General features: G+C 42.1%; 15 protein-coding genes and 1 riboswitch. All 15 genes read right to left on the bottom strand.

Going from position 1 to position 17879, the window contains the following annotated elements:
* Positions 1-435: 435 nt before the first annotated feature.
* Complete coding sequence (locus tag M3200_RS04050; protein ID WP_022382261.1) at positions 436-1719, bottom strand: amidohydrolase; 1284 nt, start codon at positions 1717-1719, stop codon at positions 436-438.
* 8 nt (positions 1720-1727) lie between these two features.
* Complete coding sequence (locus M3200_RS04045) at positions 1728-2972, bottom strand: adenosylhomocysteinase (protein ID WP_022382260.1); 1245 nt, start codon at positions 2970-2972, stop codon at positions 1728-1730.
* Between the two features lie 4 nt (positions 2973-2976).
* Positions 2977-4029, bottom strand: coding sequence for an S-methyl-5-thioribose-1-phosphate isomerase (gene mtnA / locus M3200_RS04040; RefSeq protein WP_022382259.1), 1053 nt, complete (start codon positions 4027-4029; stop codon positions 2977-2979).
* Complete coding sequence (mtnP, locus tag M3200_RS04035) at positions 4026-4820, bottom strand: S-methyl-5'-thioadenosine phosphorylase (RefSeq protein WP_022382258.1); 795 nt, start codon at positions 4818-4820, stop codon at positions 4026-4028. The genes mtnA and mtnP overlap by 4 nt, the downstream gene beginning before the upstream one ends.
* Positions 4817-5695, bottom strand: coding sequence for an Hsp33 family molecular chaperone HslO (locus tag M3200_RS04030; RefSeq protein WP_022382257.1), 879 nt, complete (start codon positions 5693-5695; stop codon positions 4817-4819). Before M3200_RS04030 ends, mtnP begins: the two co-directional genes overlap by 4 nt.
* A gap of 171 nt (positions 5696-5866) precedes the next feature.
* Complete coding sequence (gene rpe, locus M3200_RS04025) at positions 5867-6508, bottom strand: ribulose-phosphate 3-epimerase (RefSeq protein ID WP_022382256.1); 642 nt, start codon at positions 6506-6508, stop codon at positions 5867-5869.
* 5 nt (positions 6509-6513) lie between these two features.
* Positions 6514-7383, bottom strand: a complete 870-nt coding sequence (gene rsgA, locus M3200_RS04020) for a ribosome small subunit-dependent GTPase A (protein ID WP_022382255.1) — start codon at positions 7381-7383, stop codon at positions 6514-6516.
* 6 nt (positions 7384-7389) lie between these two features.
* Complete coding sequence (gene pknB, locus M3200_RS04015; protein WP_022382254.1) at positions 7390-9249, bottom strand: Stk1 family PASTA domain-containing Ser/Thr kinase; 1860 nt, start codon at positions 9247-9249, stop codon at positions 7390-7392.
* 3 nt (positions 9250-9252) lie between these two features.
* Positions 9253-9993: a Stp1/IreP family PP2C-type Ser/Thr phosphatase gene (locus M3200_RS04010; protein ID WP_022382253.1), complete on the bottom strand. Its 741-nt coding sequence runs from the start codon at positions 9991-9993 to the stop codon at positions 9253-9255.
* Between the two features lie 187 nt (positions 9994-10180).
* The gene (gene rlmN / locus M3200_RS04005) at positions 10181-11212 is read right to left on the bottom strand and encodes a dual-specificity RNA methyltransferase RlmN (protein WP_022382252.1); all 1032 of its coding nucleotides are present in this window, start codon (positions 11210-11212) and stop codon (positions 10181-10183) included.
* Between the two features lies 1 nt (position 11213).
* Positions 11214-12569, bottom strand: coding sequence for a 16S rRNA (cytosine(967)-C(5))-methyltransferase RsmB (rsmB, locus tag M3200_RS04000; RefSeq protein ID WP_022382251.1), 1356 nt, complete (start codon positions 12567-12569; stop codon positions 11214-11216).
* Positions 12550-13491 (bottom strand): methionyl-tRNA formyltransferase, encoded by a 942-nt coding sequence (gene fmt / locus M3200_RS03995; RefSeq protein WP_022382250.1) that lies wholly within the window; start codon positions 13489-13491, stop codon positions 12550-12552. Before fmt ends, rsmB begins: the two co-directional genes overlap by 20 nt.
* Complete coding sequence (gene def / locus M3200_RS03990; RefSeq protein ID WP_022382249.1) at positions 13484-13951, bottom strand: peptide deformylase; 468 nt, start codon at positions 13949-13951, stop codon at positions 13484-13486. Before def ends, fmt begins: the two co-directional genes overlap by 8 nt.
* 53 nt (positions 13952-14004) lie before the next feature.
* Positions 14005-16377, bottom strand: coding sequence for a replication restart helicase PriA (priA, locus tag M3200_RS03985; protein WP_022382248.1), 2373 nt, complete (start codon positions 16375-16377; stop codon positions 14005-14007).
* Positions 16378-16472: 95 nt separating this feature from the next.
* Complete coding sequence (gene metK / locus M3200_RS03980) at positions 16473-17657, bottom strand: methionine adenosyltransferase (protein ID WP_022382247.1); 1185 nt, start codon at positions 17655-17657, stop codon at positions 16473-16475.
* 76 nt (positions 17658-17733) lie between these two features.
* A riboswitch (SAM riboswitch) is annotated at positions 17734-17835 on the bottom strand.
* Positions 17836-17879: the final 44 nt, after the last annotated feature.

The following is a 17879-nucleotide window of genomic DNA, read 5'->3' as shown; positions in this document are numbered from 1 at the left end:
TCATATTATTATTATATGCTATCACATATCATATTCAAAAGATATTTAAAAATCGAAAAGCTATTTCTAAATATAAAGAATAGAAATACAGAAAGGTTGTGCAGTTCAGATATACAGCGGGAGATTCGTTCATGACCTGCATGGACATTCCCGGGATTCAAATCAATAAGACTCCAAATTAAATGAACAGCTGATAGATACAGGTGATTATTTAATTTGGAGTCATTATAAAAAATAGAATTGGTTGTTGTATTTGTAGTATCCAAATAGAGGAAATAGATCCTCAGCCAGTTTTCAGTAATACAATACCAAAAAGAACATATGAGAGGGGTAAAAGCATTACGAGAGAGACCTGGCTGTTTTAGGAGGAATTTGTAGGTTCCGATAATTTAATGTTATCGGAAGTAAAAATAAATCTATCCCTACCCGTCAAATTCAGCCTGCAAACGAAAATAATTTATCCGTAACTCTGGAAACTTCGCGTTTCATCCTTTCAACATCAATGGTGAGCAATTCCTTATGGCGCATTACGACTTTGCCATTAATCATTACGGTATCGACATCCATTGAGTTTCCAGAATATACAGCCAGCGAAATGCTGTTGAATCCGGGCATCCAGTTGAAGCCTTCACGATTTACGAGGATGATATCTGCAAGGCTTCCCGATTCAAGAGTGCCAAGATTGTCATAGCCCATGCATTTAGCACCATCAACAGTAGCCATGTTCAAAGCTTCCAATGCATTGATGGCTAATGGATCGTTATCCTTCACCTTATGAATGAGTGCTGCCAGACGCATTTCTGCAAACATATCAAGCTTGTTATTGCTGGAAGCCCCATCGGTTCCGAGCCCCACCGTTATACCTGCAGCCCTCATCTTTGTTACTGGAGCGATTCCTGATGCAAGCTTGAGGTTGCTTGTCGGATTATGTGCGACATGTACATCTTTCTCCTTCATGATTCTGATATCGTCGTCATTCACTTGTACACAGTGTGCTGCCAGTGTCGGAAGGTCAAATAATCCCAGATCATTCATCAATGCGATTGGGGTCTTTCCATACTCCTTCAGGCAATTGTCAACCTCGCCTTGCGTTTCGGACAGATGGATATGAATGGGAATGTTGTATTTCATGCCTGCATCCCTGACCTTCCTGATGTAATCAGGCGGACAGGTATATGAAGCATGCGGTCCGAGCATAACCTTGAATCTTCCGTCTCCTGCATGATCCCAGTTTTTAAAGAGCTCAATGTTCTCTGCCAGTCCCTTGTCCCCATTGGGTCCGATTCCTGCCAGTCCTCTGGCCAGGTTCCCTCTCATTCCGGCCAGATCGGCAGCTTTTGCACAGGAATCCATGAACATATACATATCGCAGAAAGCTGTTGTTCCCCCGCGGATCATTTCCGCGAAGGCAAGCATGCTTCCCCAGTATACAATATCATCATCAAGATGATCTTCAGCCGGCCAGATCTTATTCTGAAGCCAGTCCATCAGTTCCATATCATCAGCATAGCTCCTGAATAAAGTCATTGCCACATGAGTATGTGTATTGACAAGACCAGGAAGGCAAAGCATATTATTTCCTTCGATAACTTCATCATAGTCTGCCGGATCAGGATTATCGGGAAATTCTTTGATATACTTTCCATCAATCACGATATTCTGGTTTTCCACAATGGAATTGTTCCTAAAAACTGCTGCATTTCTGATAAGTGTTGACATATTCCCTCCTAGTCAAGTCCCAGATATTTTTTCTGTTCTTCAGATAAGCTGTCAATCTTGTAGCCCATTGACTGAAGTTTGATTTGAGCAACTTTGGTATCAAGTTCATGAGGAAGTGTATATACTGCCGGTTTCATATCCCTGCCATGGCCTAAAAGGTACCAGACTGCCAATGTCTGCATAGCAAAGGACAGATCCATGATTTCAGCCGGATGTCCATCGCCGGCTGCCAGATTGACAAGGCGTCCTTCTGCCATTAAGAATACAGTCTTGCCATTTGGCAGTACGTATCCTTCAATATTCTTTCTGGCTTCATATTTCTTCGTGCAGATGCGCTCAAGGTCAGCATGGCTGACTTCGCAGTCAAAATGGCCTGCATTGGCACAGATAGCGCCATCTTTCATCTGCATGAAGTGTCTTTCTGTAATGACATCGATATCGCCGGTTACAGTCAGGAAGATATCCCCTACTTTTGCAGCCTCATCCATCGGCATGATTTCAAAACCATCCATGACTGCTTCAATAGCCTTGATCGGGTCGACCTCTGTTACGATGACATGAGCGCCGAGTCCTTTTGCACGCATGGAAACGCCCTTGCCGCACCAGCCGTATCCGGCAATGACTACAGTTTTGCCGGTAATTGTCAGATTCGTGCTTCTGATAATTCCATCCCAGGCCGACTGTCCTGTCCCGTAACGGTTATCGAAGAGATATTTGCAGTAAGAATCGTTTACCGCAATCATCGGGAATTCCAGATCGCCAGCCTTTTCAAGGATCTTTAAACGATGGACGCCGGTTGTTGTTTCTTCCGAGCCGCCGATTAAGTTGACCTGGGCATCCTTGCGGGTCGTATGAAGCAGATGAACAAGATCGCCGCCATCATCGATGATGATATCAGGTTTATGATCGAGTGCCTTATTTAAGAAAAGCGTATATTCCTCGTCAGTGCAGCCGTGCCATGCATAAACGGTGATTCCGTTATCAACCAAAGCAGCCGCAATAGGATCCTGTGTTGAGAGCGGATTGCTTCCTGTGCAGATAACATTGGCGCCTGCAGCTTTCAGTGTAAGTGCCAGGTAAGCAGTTTTGGCTTCAAGATGAATGGACATGACCACTGTCTTGCCCTTGAAAGATTGATCAGCGGAGAATTCTTCTTTCAGTGTATTCAAAACAGGCATAAATTTCTCTACCCAGGCAATACGCTGTTTGCCTTCTTCAGCTAAATTAATATCACGTATCATTGATTCATTCATTGTTTTAACCTTCTTCCTTGTAAAATCTTTTAATATTATCTGTATATGGCGGGACAATAACGCCTTTTTCAGTGATAATCCCTGTTATCAGATGATTGGGAGTCACATCGAATGCCGGATTGAATACAGGAACATACTTGGGGGCCAGCTGGATTCCCTTGTATGTCCTTACTTCATCCGGATTTCTTTCCTCAATAACTATTTCACCGCCGCTTTTGATAGAGGTATCAAATGTGGAAAACGGTGCAGCCAGATAAAATGGTATGTGGTGGTAAGAAGCAAGGACAGCAAGTCCATATGTACCAATTTTATTGGCGCCGTCTCCATTAAGAGCGATCCTGTCAGCTCCGACGATAATGGCATCAATATGTCTTGTATTCATGAGCATGGCAGCCATATTATCCGTAATCAGACAGCACGGGATTTCATTTGCCATGAGTTCCGTTGCGGTTAAACGTGATCCCTGCAGAAGGGGCCGCGTCTCATCGGCATATACACATGAAATCTGGCCTCTTTCATTAAGCTCCTTGATAACACTGAATGCCGTGCCGTCCCCCGCCGTAGCAAGTGCACCCGTATTGCAGTGTGTCAGAATGTTAAGGGCAGTTTTGCCTTTAAATAAATCAGCTCCGTGTGAACCAATACGCCTGCACATATCCCGGTCGGAATATTCAATGTATTTTGCTTTGTTCAGCAGTTCTGCCCCGGCTGTTTCCAGGCTCTCTGAATGAGAATAAACTTCTTTCATTTCAGAAATCGCCCAGAACAGATTAACAGCTGTAGGACGAGCTGCTTCAAGTTCATCCAGCACTGCATAAAAACGTTCCGTCAAACCAGTGTCAGAATATGCCCTGCATTCCCTGAAAGCCAGGACAGATGCGTAACCGGCCGCCACGCCAATGGCAGGCGCGCCTCTGACAGCCAGTGTCTTGATGGCAGAGACGACATCCTTATACGAATAACAGTCGATATAAACAATTTCATCGGGTAATTTTGTCTGGTCGAGAAGAATCAGGTGATCTTTATCCCATTTCAATGACCAAAGACCTTGCTTCATAACTGAAATCCTCCAAAGTCTTTGGCGGCATGTCTGCAGTCGCAGTCAGTATCAGGATCAAATTCCTGAGAAAGGATCGTAATGATCTTAACAAAACTCTCAATATTCTGATTCATGCATTCAACAACTTCGCGATGCGTCAAAGATTGTTTCGAAATGCCTGCAGCGAAATTTGTTACCATGGAAATGGTAGCGTAGCACATTTCAGCTTCCCTGGCCAGCTGACACTCCGGCACATTTGTCATACCGACAACATCAGCCCCCCACATCCGGTATGCTTTGATTTCAGCGGGAGTTTCAAATCTGGGGCCTTCTGTACAGATATAGGTTCCCTCTGGATAGATGACGATTCCCTCACGGTGTGCAGCATCCAGGACGGCAGCACGAAGATGCGGGCAATATGGATGTGTCATATCAATATGGGCAACTCCATGCAGTTCGCCGTCATAGAAAGTACCGATTCTTGATTTCGTCTGATCGATGAACTGATCAACCAGTACCAGTTCGCCGGGCTTGTAATCGGGATTCAGAGATCCAACTGCTGTTGTCGATACGATGGAAGATACCCCCAGCGCCTTTAAAGCATAAATGTTGGCCCTGAAGTTGATCTTATGCGGCGGGATCGTATGATTCACACCATGCCTTGCCATAAAGACGATCGGCTTATCCTTGAAATATCCTAATTCATATTTTGCTGTCCCATATGGAGTTTCAATTGTTTCGCTATGGAGATCAGTTAATATTTCAGGGTTATAAACACCTGTACCACCAATAAAAGCTAATTTATTCATTGAATACCCTCCCCTTTTTCATCGTTAAACCATTTAACTAAAGTTGATCTTGGTATATTGTATTTTTTACCACAATAATGGCAGCAAACTTCTGTAACTTCGTCTTCCAGCAATTCATTTCTTTCCGTTTCGGGAAGCAGAAGCAGCGAATTTCTTATATGATCCAAATTGCAGGTGCACTGAAATTTGATGACCGATTCGCCAATGGGAAGGAAGCCTTCCTTATCTATCAGGAAGCTTAAAGATGATGCATCCTCTTTGTCTCCAAAGATTTTCCATCCCTTGCTGTTCAGTATAAACAAATCATCATATAATTTCTTGTTAGCCTGAGGCGTCATCTGTGCCAGGAAGCAGGCAACTCTTTCCAGCTTTCCGTCTTCTCCTAACTGAAATTGGATATCCAGATAAGAATCTGTTTGGTCTGATTCGTTCAGGTAAGAAGTAAGACATTCAGAAATACTATTGCATGATGCGTTTACTGTGCTGATATATGGCTGTTTCAGCAGGGAATACCTTGTGACAAACAGCTGTGCATTTTCACAAACGAGACGTTTCTCTTCAGCAGGATCGTATTTATCGAAAGCCTCTGCTTCAGGATTTTCTATAAATCCCCTTACATAATGACCTTCATAAGCATCAGCCCGGATAATTCCCAAAGGCGAATGCGTTACCCACTTCAGAGAGATTCCTTCGTGATTTTTGAAATCAGTTGCCAGTGCGGCAGTTGCAGCGAGAATTTTGCCAATGATTATTTCAGAAAATAATGAAAGATTGTGTATATTCCCAGCTTCTTTTGCTGCATCAGTAACATCTGCAACAGTGATTCGGAGTCCTTCATGATTAAGTAAGTGTTGGATAGAATTTTTAGTGATCAATTCTTTTTCCTCCTAAAACCAGTCCCAGAAATTATCAATTGATATAGACCAGATTACAATACTCTTAAAGTATTAATCGTATATATTTTACCATTATCATATGACAAAATAAAACCTGTACCTCTGATTTAAATCAATAAGGTACAGGTTTTATTTTAATCGGGGAATAATTCACACCTTCAAAGACTCAATGGCATTTTTTCTGTCTGGCTGATTAAATACTGATGAACCAGCAACAAGTATATCTGCCCCGGCATTTTTCAGTAATCTGGCATTGTCCTTGTTAACGCCGCCATCAATTTCTATTAAAGTGGAAAGCTCCTTGTTTATGATGAAATCCTTTAAACGTCTTACTTTATCAAGGGTATAAGTAATGAATTTCTGACCGCCAAATCCCGGATTCACGGACATGATAAGCACATAATCCAATAGTGGAAGAACTTCTTCTATAGCTCCTATCGGTGTACCCGGATTCAGTGCGATACCGGCCTTGATATTCCTTCCTTTGATGTTCTGTATCATTCTGTCCAAATGAGGAACTGCTTCTACATGGAAGGAAATGTACTGGACAGAGATAGATTCCAATACATCCAGATAATCCTGAGGATTATAGGTCATAAGATGTACATCAAGCGGCAAATTGGTTACTGTCCGGATAGACTTAATCACTGGCGGGCCGAATGAAATATTTGGTACAAAATGGCCATCCATAACATCCAGGTGAAGGAGGTCTGCTCCGTTTTGCTCCACATCGCGGATTTCATCCTCGAGTCTGACAAAATTGGCAGCTAATACTGACGGTGCTATTTCCATAAGAACTATCTCCTGTTCTTTTCTGAATTCAATTCACTAAGAAGTTTGATATAATTATTATATCGTTCCAGCTGGATATCTCCGTTTTGCACTGCATCCCGGACAGCACAGTCTGGTTCCTTGTCATGCATGCAGTCATTGAATCTGCATTTGCCCAAATAAGGCCTGAAGTCCTTAAAAAGATAGGCTGTTTCTTCCGGCTTCAGATGATTAATGTTAAGCAGCGTGTATCCGGGGGTATCCATAAGAAGACTGTGATCAGAGTATCTGACTAATTCCGCATGACGGGTTGTTGTTTTTCCCCGTCCTGAATGACTGCTGACTTCCCCGGAGATAAAATGAGAAGAGCCCAGAATATAATTCAGAAGACTGGATTTCCCGACACCTGAAGGGCCGGAAAAAGCAATGATTTTCCCCTTTAAAAGCATCTGAACATTTTCAAGTCCGTATTTTGTTTCTAAAGAGGTACAAATACAGTCATATCCGGCATTTACATAGTAATCTCGGACAGAAAGTGCATGAGATGGATCCAGATCATATTTATTAATAATGATGGCCGGATTTATCCCTGCATATTCTGATAGGACGATCATCTTGTCCAATAAGTATTGATCCAGATCAGGACTTTTGATTGCAGAAACCAGGATAAGCTGGTCAACGTTGGCTATAGGCGGACGATGAAGAACCGTCAGCCGGGGATAGACATCCTTAATCAGCATCTGCCCTGAATCATCCAGCTCGCAGTCAACATAATCTCCAACCAGTATATCGGTTTTCTTTTTCAGCTTTCCTCTGGATCGGCAAGAGGCCGTCTCATTGTTATCCAGTAAAACATTAAAGTAGCCGTTTTGGTTCTTAAGTACAATGCCATTCATAGCGGATTAAAGCTCCCTGTCTTGAACGACAGAACCATCAATAACAACCTGAACCCTGACATTGCCTACACCAGAGACATCCTTATTGATCGTGCTTCCTGCATTAACCTTCGCATTATAGACCGTATGCTTTCCGGTATCATCAGTTACATAGATTTCTACCTGACGTGCATTGCCTTCTTTTGGAATTGTAATATTGACTGTCCCGTTTTTCTTCTGGCTCTTGGATTTTGATCCAATCGTAAGATTAACGACATTGAAATTCGTTTGTTCTCCGCCGGCCGGATCCTGCGAAACTACAACTGCATTGGGAGCATCAGCTGCTGTACCGTCAGAAGAAGTTATTGTACCTACGGAAAGTTTCATGGAAAGCAAGGAATTACGCGCATCAGATAACGACATTCCGGTCAAATTCGGAACACTTACCTTTTGACGCATGTTGATAACTATATTGATCCGCGTCCCCTTTGTTGCCTTTGCGCCGGAATCCGGGCTTTGGGAAATAATAACATCGGAAGGCTTGTCCGGATCATTTCCATTTTCGACTGCTCCCAAAGACAATCCCATCTTGTCAAGACGTTCTTTCGCCTGCTCCAAAGTCAGACCCTTCAGGTCTGGAATAAGCATGGTCGAACCGCCCTTGCTTACAGTCAGATGAATGATCCTCTGTGCTTTCACATTGGTACCGGCCGGAGGCGTCTGGGAAATGACCTGTCCGGAAGGTACATCATCACTCGCAATTTCATCTACAGAAACCTTCAGATTCAGTTTTTTCAGAGATGTTTCAGCGACCTCTACCGGTTTTCCCACCACGTTCGGAACGGAAATGTTTTCAGCACTCCAGAAGTTGCCGAAGGTAAAGAATGCCCAGGCAAAACAGATTGCAAATAAAGCTACCATCGCAATCCAGATGTACTTCTGCGGAAGATTGGCAATAAAAGTAGCCACTTTCCCATCTTTTTCCAATACGATCGGCTTTTGTTTTGTAGGAAGAGGACGAGTCAGCGCAGTAAAATCATGAGACGCCGGCTTGTTGTAGATTGAAGTCGTAAATCCCTGCGCAATTTTCAATTCCGAAATGAAATCAGAAACGGAATCATATCTTTTATCCGGATCCCGCTGGAGGGCTGTAAGAAGGCATTCTTCCAGCATTGGCGAAATTGCCGGATTATATTTTGTCGGCCTGGGAATATCTCCCTGCATATGCTGAAGAGCAATACTTACCGCTGTCTCACCTTCAAACGGCAGATGATGAGTCAGCATTTCATAAAGAACAATTCCCAAAGAGTAAATATCCGTCTTGGCCGTTATCTTATCACCTGCAGCCTGTTCAGGCGACAGGTAATGAACGGAACCCAGGATGGACTGTTTATCTATAACAGTGGATGAGTTGATTGCTCTTGCAATGCCGAAATCTGTTACTTTGACCTTTCCATTGGTGGTCAGCAGTATATTATGCGGCTTGATGTCACAGTGAATAATGCCATTCGCATGTGCTTCTTCTAGTGCATTGCCGATACTGATAGCAATTCTGACAGCTGTATCAATGGGAATATTGGGGTGTGACTGGATATATTGCTTCAGTGTCTCCCCTTCGACATATTCCATGACGATATAGTGAATATCGCCATCACAGCCGACATCATAAATTCCCACAATGTTCGGGTGTGTTAATTTTCCTGCGGATTGCGCCTCATGTCTGAATCTTACAATGAAATCATTATCCTCAGCAAAATTGCTATGCAGAATCTTAACGGCTACGATGCGATCCAAAAGGATATCTTTGGCCATATAAACATCAGCCATGCCGCCAGAGCCGATTTTCTTTATAATTTCATATCTGCTATCTAGAATTTTTCCGGTCATAAATTACTCCAATGTTTCTGTAAACTGAACCAGAATAAGAGACACATTGTCTTTTGCTCCTGCATCATAAGCTTTTTCCATTAAATCCTTGTCTAACTTTTTTAAGTCATCCTGTGTTCTTCTTGGATTATCAGCAATAACAGACCTGATGACGTTATCATCAATCATACCCGTCAAACCATCTGAGCAAAGCAGAACCAAAGAATCATTATCCAACTTAAAATGCCCGGTATCCACAGTCAAAGATTTTTCAATTCCGACTGCCCTGGTAATTTCGTTTTTCCGGGGATGAAAACGCATATCTTCCCTGGATATTTTTCCTTCATTGACAAGTTCCATAACAAATGAATGATCCGTAGTGATTTGTTTCAGTATATTATCGTGCCAAACATATAAACGGCTGTCTCCTACATGAGCCCAATTCAAGGTATCGCCGATCACTGAAGCAGCTATCATTGTTGTACCCATAGAAAGAAACTGATCGTCATCCTGCTTCCGGTCCAATATGGCCTGGTTAGCCAGCAGTATAGATTCCTTTAAGTTGGATTCAGAGAGTTCAGCGGGCTCAAGGCGCTCCAAAAAATTACCAGCACTCTCGACAGCAAGTGTGCTGGCAATCTGGCCGCCTTCATAGCCGCCCATACCATCTGCTAATATATAAACATTTTCTACATCCAGATTGATCGCGTCTTCATTAACTTTTCGGACTAATCCGGTTCTTGAATCACCCAATGTAAGTATCATAGAAACCAATGCCTGTCCATGTTTTCTGCAAATATGCATGAAACCTAAAAAATTATAAAGCAATCCATTAAATAGAAACTTTCGTAAGATACGTTTGAAACTATTTCTTCACTAATACTATCATTATGCAATACCATAGTCAATTTTAGCAGAGCGGTATATGAATAGAGATGAATAACAGTCTCGCTCAGTTCTTCAGATATCTTCTCTTCAGCTGGCCGCAGGCTGCCTGAATCTTATCACCCATCTGTTTCCTGACTGTTGTCGTCCTGCCATGCTTTTCCAAAATCATTTGGAATTTTTTCACTTCATCAGCTTCCGGCGGATATAACTGAATATGTTCAGTGCCATTAACAGGAATTAAATTAATGTGACAGTTCAGATTTCCTATAAGTCTGCATAATTCATTTGCATTATCCGCAGAAGCGTTCACATCTTTTATAAGTATGTATTCGAATGTAACCCGGCGGCCCGTTTTGTTATAGAAGTATCTGGCGGCGTTAATTACATCCTCAATTTTATAAGAGTTGCTGATAGGCATGATTTGATTTCTTATCATATCATTCGGCGCATGCAGCGAAATTGCCAAAGTGATCGGCAATCCTTCTTCCGCCAGACGATAGATCTGTGGAACGATACCACAGGTTGAGAGAGTGATATTTCTAAGACTGATGTTCAAGATATCGGGATCATTGCAGAGTCTGATGAACCGCAGCACATTTTCATAGTTTGTCAGAGGTTCGCCTGCTCCCATCAATACGATGGAATGTACAGGAATATCAAAATGCTGCTTGAAAGCAAACACCTGCGCCAGTATTTCTGAAGCATCAAGGTTGCGCTTCATTCCATCAAAGGTGGAAGCACAGAAGACGCATCCCATCGCACATCCTACCTGCGTAGAAGCACAAATGGAATTGCCATAATCATGATGCATGCAGACGGTTTCAACCAGGGAGCCGTCAGAAAGCTTGAGCAGGAGTTTAGTCGTGTTTTTATCATCCGACTGCAGCTGATTGATAATCTGCGGTTTGCTGATTACTGTATTTTCCTTGAGCCATTCTCTCATTGCACCCGGCAATTGTTTCATCTCATCAAAATCATATACATATCTGTGATACAAATAATCCTGAATCTGCTTGGCCCTGAATCTGGGAAAACCATTTCTGACAATCCAATCTTCTGTTTCAGCAAGTGTATGGCCCCAAATATTCCAACTCATATTATCTCCTTTTCATTTTAGCGATAAAGAATCCATCGCTATGACATTCATCCGGCCAAAGCGTTGCCATACCGTTTTCATATTCTTTTCCATTTGGCAATTGGAAACCTTCTAATTCAAAATCAGTAAAGTTGTCTATAAACCACTTAACAACAGATTCATTTTCCTGTTTATTCAGTGTACAGGTACTATAGACCAAGACCCCTCCATGCTTAACATAATGAGCTGCAGTAGAAATTAACTTTTTCTGCAGGATGGGGAATTCCTTTATATCGGCCTCTTTCCTGTTCCATCTGATTTCCAGTTTATGTCCAAGTACACCCAGACCGGAACACGGGGCATCCAAAAGTACTTTGTCATACTCTTCATTGCAGGAATCATTCAGGACGGTTGAATCCTGTACTTCTGCATGAATAATTTTGATACCTAACTTATGTGCACTTTCTTTTATTAGCTGAACCCGGTGGTCATATAAATCCCATGCATCAATATGGCCCTCATTGTTCATTAATTCAGCCATTTCCGTCGTTTTGCTTCCCGGGGCGGCACACATATCAAGAACCCGCTCTCCTGGTTCAGGAGACAATACAACTGGCGGAATCATTGATGAGACAGATTGAACAGATGCATAGCCCTTGTTTAGGATTTCAGCAAAAAACTGGTCAGCCCCATGTTTAAGGATGATAGCTGGCGAATAAAAATCACTCTGCTGGGCTTCGACACCTTTTTCAGATAAAAGCTTTAAAACGGATTGTGTATCAGTTCGTAAAGTATTAACACGTATGGAAGTATCAGGTACTTCGTTAAAGGCCTTCAATATTAAATCTGTTTTCTCCGGTCCTAATTCTTTCTGCCATTTTTGTACCAGCCATCCAGGCATATTATAGAAGAGTTCATCATACAAAAGCGGATTGCTTTCCCGTTTTGGCAGTTCAAACTGTTCCTTCTTCCGGAGGAAATTTCTAAGCACACCATTGATGAACCTGACATTCCCGGGGTGTGTAATCTTCTTTGCAATTTTAACAGTTTCATTGACTGCGGCAGATTCCGGAATCCTGGATAAATATATCAGCTGATAGAGCCCAATACATAACAGGATCCGAACTGCAGGATGTATCTTTTTTACAGGATGGCTGCTAAGACGGCTGATAATCCAGACAAGATACTTGTATTTTCTAAGAGTGCCGTAAACCAATTCTGTCAATAAATGCGCCTCAGGCCCCTTCAAATGATTCTTTTTGAGTGCCGTCTGAAGTCTTAGATTCGAATAAGCGCCTTTTTCCAAAATATCATAAAGCGCCTGATATGCCAGAGCCCTTGCAGAAGGAGCCTGAGCATTAGTATTCAAATGATTCATCCGTGGTCACCTTGTACCCGTTAATAAAGTCTGATGCGCTCATCTTTTTATGATTTTCGGGCTGAATCATGAGAAGCCCTATGGCACCGTCACTGCATTTAACATGAAGCATTCCGTCGGAAAGAGAGAAGATCTTCCCTGGGGCATCATTAGAACTTGATTCAAGCAGAACAGCCTCGTGAATTTTAATCCGCTTTCCCCTGAAGAAAGTATATGTACCCGGATTTGGATACATTCCCCTGATCAGCCTGTCTATCGTGCGGGCAGAATCATTCCAGTTGATATGTCCCATTTCCTTCGTCAATTTTTCAGCATATGTTGCTTTGCTTTCATCCTGTTTTACAGAAGCAGCCAGTTTAGCCGGCAGATCATCCAAAACATCGATCAACAGTTTTGCTCCGACATTGCTCAGTACGTCAAAAAGATCTTCTGATGTCATATGCGGAGTAATAAATACGCTTTTTTCCGCAATAATATTGCCAGTATCCATTCCTGCGTCCAATTGCATGATCGTTACTCCGGTTGTTTCTTCTCCATCAATGATCGAACGCTGAACAGGTGCGGCGCCGCGATACTTAGGAAGAAGCGATGCGTGCACATTAATCACGCCATACTTGGGAATATCAAGAACAGCCTGCGGCAAAATCTTTCCGTAAGCTATTACAATAATCAGATCAGGATTCAGAGCCCTTAACACATCAAGCTCTTTTTCATCCTTCAGGGAGTTGGGCTGATAAATAGTAATATCATGTTCCAATGCGAATTGTTTTACCGCAGAAAACTGTACTTTATTTCCCCTTTTATTGACCCGGTCCGGCTGTGTATAAACAGCTTCAACCTCATACCCCTGTTTATAGAGCTCATTTAATGATGGTATTCCGAAATCCGGTGTTCCCATAAATACGATTTTATAATTATTCATCTGTCTTAGGTCCTTTATGAAGTGAAAGAGCCTTTTCAATGAAAAGGATGCCATTTAAATGATCAGTTTCATGCTGGATGCAGCGTGCTAATAACCCGGATGCCTTTTTTGTTTTTTTCTTGCCATGTATATCCTGATAATGCACAATGACATTCGAATAGCGTTCCACTTCCCCAAAGAGTTCAGGAACGGATAAGCATCCTTCTATGTCGGTATTCTTCTCATCCCCGATGGGGCTCCATTCCGGATTGATGTAAGCTTCAAAGCCGGATTCACCGTCATCAGCAACAAACACCTTTTTAGACACCGCAATCTGCGGAGCAGCAAGACCTACACCGTTAGCTTCATACAGGGTCTTTTTCATATCAATAACCAGGAATTTCAATTTTTTATCAAACACTTCAACAGGAGCTGCCACATTCTTTAATATCGGATTTCCCGCACTAATAATTTTACTCAACTTATGATACCTTCTTTCTTTTAATCTTCGAGTAAATCCAATTATTTAATTCTTTATATTGGATCTACGTCTATAATTATATCATTTTCTTTGAATATTACCGAATTTCTCATCAAATTTTTCAAATCCACAAAATTACTGCCTTTTATCAATATGGATATGAAATATAAGTTTCTGACCCGTTTGATTGGTTCCGGAAACGGTTCCGTAAAGGATACTTTTGCTTTCAGATTCTTATTGGCCTCGCAGAGGAACCGGTAAATGGTATTTGCCTGATTGACCGCAGTATTGTAATCCTTATTAAAACATGTAATTTTCAGTAATTTCAGAAATGGAGGATAACCGAGCATTTTACGGAATTCTACTTCCTGCTCATAAAATTTCTCATAATCCTGCCTGGCGGCTGTTTCAATCACATAATGTTCAGGATTATAGGTTTGCAGGATAACTTCTCCGCGTTCTTTTCCCCGGCCGGCTCTGCCTGCACACTGGGTAATCAGATTAAATGTCTGTTCGGCTGCCAGATAGGTCGGCATATTCAGGATGCTGTCCGCAGATAAGATTCCAACAGTATTGACATTTGGAATATCATGTCCCTTTGCGACCATCTGCGTCCCAAATAATATATCTATTTTATCATTTTTGAAATCATTTAGGATTCTTTGTGCACTATTTTTTCTTGATGTACAGTCAAGGTCAAAGCGCTGGCATCTGGCCTGCGGAAAATCTTCCTTTAACTCTTTTTCTATCAACTCAGTCCCCCAGCCTAGATAGCGGATTTTCCTGTTTCCGCATTTGGGGCATTTATACGGAGGAATACTGGTCGTGCCGCAGTAATGACACTTCAATAAGTTCTCTTCTTTATGATATACAAAAGATACGTCACAATTAGGGCACTTAAAAACATAGCCGCATGATGAGCATATCAGCGTAGATGCAAATCCTCTTTTATTTAATAACAGAATCGCTTTTCTTTTATTCTCCAGTGTCTTTTCAAGCAGCTCCCTAAGCGGCATGGAAATCAATCTTCCGCTGTTACTGTAATCTCCTCTCATATCGTAAATCAATATTTTGGGCAAGGGAGTGTTGAATACCCTGTGCTTTAATTCAATCAGCCTGATCTTCCCGCTTAAGGCCGCATAGTAAGTTGCTATCGATGGCGTTGCCGCCCCCAGGACAATAGGGCAGTTAGAGATCTTGGCCATCATCTTGGCTACGTCCCTTCCATTATATCTGGGGCTCTCTCCTTGTTTATAGGAAGAGTCATACTCCTCATCAACAACAATCAGTTTCAGATTTTTAAATGGCAGGAAAAGCGCAGAACGTGATCCAATAATAATACGGCTTTCTCCGTTGACGATTCTCTGGCGGTTGTTATATCTCTCTCCTTTTGATAATTTGCTATGCATAAAAACGACATCATCGCCAAACACAGATGCAAAATAGGAAGTGAGCTGATTGGTTAATGAAATCTCCGGAACCAGTATCAAGGCCGATCCGCCTTTTTCAAGAGCGTGTTTCGTACACTGAAGATACACCTCGGTTTTCCCACTCCCGGTGACACCTTTTAATAAAACGCCTTCGTAAGAAGATTTATCAATAAGCTTGGAAATCTCATTGATTGCATTAAACTGTTCTTCAGTTGGATTCTTTTCATTGCCTCTGGTATTTGAATCCGTTATCAGGGAATAAGTATCCTTCGCTTTATAAATTACTTTTGCAAAGCCTTTATTGCAATATGCACGGACGACCGCATCAGAAATCCCTTGTTCTTTTAAATTCCTGACGGGGATTGCCTTTTCGGTTTTAAGAAGCCCCCATAGCAGTTTTTGTTTGCTGCTGCGAATCAGATCACTCTCTTTCGGAGTCGAGACGAATTCAATCCACCGCTCAACAGGTGCTGCATGTACGCTGGATAATAGTTCTCTCCTGATCAGATAAGATTGATCAAGACATTCTTTAAGATGACCCCCGAAAATAAGCTCAGCATCTTTTTCATGCAGTGATTTGACGGAATGATCTATCAACGATGAGAATTCTGAGCCCGCCGGAATATTATCCCACAAAATCTCATATGTATATTCCCTTTGAATGCCTACCTTATCAATCAGGAAAAGTCTCAAAGCCTCAATCAGAGGACACATATAATACGCGGCTATCCAATAAGCCAAAAGGAGTATCTGCTCAGTAAACCAAGGTTCAGTGTCCATGACATCCAATATATATTGAAGCTTATAATCAAACTGATCTGGGTCGGCATCGGTTATGGATAGAATGATTCCTTCTTCATGCTTGCCTGCAAAGGAAACCAGACATCTAGTACCAGCCTTAACAGATGCAAATTTTTCTGGGACGATATAAGAAAACGTTTTATTTAAACGCTTGCTCACTCGATTGATAATCACTTCAGCAATGATTGTTCTCATAAAATTTTATCTCCGATCAATCGACTCAAAAAAATAGTGGTTACTCTTTAAGAGTAACCACTATTCTATCATATTTCAAGAACCCTTGATATGAATTATAAACCAGCTTCTCTTCTAAGAACGTCCGCCTTATCGGTGTGTTCCCAGGTCAGATCAATATCTGTTCTGCCAAAATGTCCATAAGCTGCTGTTTTCTTGTAAATCGGACGTCTCAGATCCAGCATATCAATAATTCCGGCAGGTCTTAATTCAAAATTCTTCCTGATGAGTTCAATGATTCTTTCATCACTGATCTTTCCGGTTCCGAAAGTATCAACAAAAATGGATACCGGTTCAGCTACGCCAATAGCGTATGCCAATTCAATTTCGCATTTGTCAGCGATACCTGCTGCAACAATATTTTTTGCAACATAACGTGCCGCATAAGCAGCTGAACGGTCAACCTTTGTCGGATCCTTACCAGAGAAGCATCCGCCGCCGTGACGAGCCATGCCGCCGTAGGTATCAACAATAATCTTTCTGCCCGTAAGACCGGCATCTCCCTGCGGTCCGCCGATAACAAAACGACCGGTCGGGTTGATCAGGTACTTGGTGCTGTCGTCAATAAAATCAGCCGGCATAACAACCTTGATTACATGTTCAATGAGATCTTTCTTGATCTGATCAAGTGAAATTTCCGGATTATGCTGTGCAGAGATTACAGTGGTATCAATATGTACAGGCTTGCCGTCTTCATATTCAACAGTAACCTGTGTCTTGCCATCTGGTCTCAGATAAGCGAGTTCCCCATTTTTTCTGACTTCTGCCAGTCTGCGGGAAAGTCTGTGAGCCAGAGCAATAGGCATCGGAAGGTATTCCGGTGTTTCATTGGAAGCATAGCCGAACATCATTCCCTGATCGCCAGCGCCGATATCATACTGGTCAGCCTTGGACTCTTTTGCTTCAAGAGATTTATCAACGCCCATAGCGATATCCGGAGACTGTTCATCAATAGAAACGTTGATGCCGACACTATCAGCATCAAAGCCATAATGTGCATCTGTATAACCGATTTCACGAATCGTATCTCTTATAATTTTAGGAATCGGTACATAGGCCGTTGTTGTGATTTCACCAAAGACATGTACCTGTCCAGTCGTAACCGTCGTTTCACAAGCAACTCTGCCATTCGGATCCTGTTCCAGGATTGCGTCAAGAATTGCATCAGAAATCTGATCGGCAATTTTATCAGGATGTCCTTCTGTTACAGATTCAGAAGTAAATAATACTTTCTTAGCCAATTAAAATCCCTCCTTAGGATTAAATATAAAGGTAATTGGGTAATAAAAAAACTCTCCTGCAGAAGGAGAGATAGTCCTCTCATCTGTCAGCTGCTGCTGTTGGAATTAGCACCGGTTCTAAAAAGAATGGTTGCTGCGGCTTCCTCGGGCCAGTTCCCTCTACCGCTCTTGATGAGTTATTTTCATATGTTTCTATTATAACGGGAATGTCATTATTTAGCA

The sequence above is a fragment of the Dialister sp. CAG:357 genome (genome assembly GCF_000435155.1).
Classification (GTDB): Bacteria; Bacillota; Negativicutes; order Veillonellales; family Dialisteraceae; genus Dialister; species Dialister hominis.
This window is presented reverse-complemented; position numbering and strand designations above follow the sequence as displayed.